Origin of the sequence: Aquimarina algiphila, from assembly GCF_007489275.1 — a bacterium.
Classification (GTDB): domain Bacteria; phylum Bacteroidota; class Bacteroidia; order Flavobacteriales; family Flavobacteriaceae; genus Aquimarina; species Aquimarina algiphila.
Window position 1 is genome coordinate 1 of sequence record NZ_VLNR01000185.1, and the last position, 989, is coordinate 989.

At 34.1% G+C, this 989-nt stretch carries 2 protein-coding genes; both read left to right on the top strand.

The features are described 5' to 3' along the window. The first annotated feature begins 156 nt into the window (after positions 1-156). Entirely contained in the window at positions 157-357 is a 201-nt protein-coding gene (locus FOF46_RS31020) for a hypothetical protein (protein ID WP_143919280.1), read from the top strand. Between the two features lie 66 nt (positions 358-423). After that, positions 424-834 carry a hypothetical protein gene (locus FOF46_RS31025; RefSeq protein ID WP_143919281.1) on the top strand — a complete coding sequence of 137 codons (411 nt, stop codon included), beginning with the start codon at positions 424-426 and terminating at the stop codon, positions 832-834. Positions 835-989 lie beyond the last annotated feature (155 nt).

The following is a 989-nucleotide window of genomic DNA, read 5'->3' on the forward strand; positions in this document are numbered from 1 at the left end:
TATGGATATTGCTAAGGAACACCAAAAACGATATGGAAATAGGTTTACAGTAACCTTAGTGGATTTTAGGGATGAACGTAGAAGAAGGTTAAGCAAAATTGCCTGGGGATCAGTACTAGCTGCAGGAGGATTGTTTCTATTAAATAGAATGAATTAATGAAGGTATCTAAAAACACAAAAAAGGCAGGGTTAATACTTATAGGGAGTATGCTAGGCTTTATTGTAGCCAAAAAATATTCTCCAAAAGAAACCTATCCTTTTATCCTGATCGGTGGTTTTTTGGGTAATGTGCTTGGAGAGGAATTGATTAAAGAAATGCCTAAAGAAGCACTGCCTCCATTACAAAAATCTTTATAAATAGTCAATTGAATACCAAAAATGAATGGATTAGGTTCGTTACTGTTTGAATAAAATAATAAGATTATGAAAATTAATACGGAACGCATTTATATCTTAATGAAGCCATATCCTGGACTGGAAGACTTCGAGGAGTTGTTCGTAGATGCAGAACGGAACCTTGCCGATATAGAAGATTTATTTTCTGGAGGGATTAAAGCAAAGGATATTTTTGGATTATATACCGATAAAAAAAGTGCGCTAAAAGACGCACTCAAGCTTTGGAAGGAAGTTACAAAAGAAAAGACTCCTATAGACGATAACAAAAAAGAACGGTTTAGAGAATTTGTAACTGGACTCGAAAAATTATCCAATACCCATAATATTGCTATTGCTGCTGTAGGTGGGGTTTACATTTTTGATGAACCGCAAATAATCACTTATGATGAGGACCATACCTCAGGAGATTTAGTTGCTTATTGGGATGATCAAAATTGATATCTTAATTATAGAAATATGAAAAAGAAACAGCATCAAGGGATTTATTTCGAAGGAGAATCTCCTATTAAACTTAAAGCCTACTACAAATACGAATTGGCAGCATTGTATAATGTATGCACCAAAACTTTTTCTTCCTGGATACATACTTACCT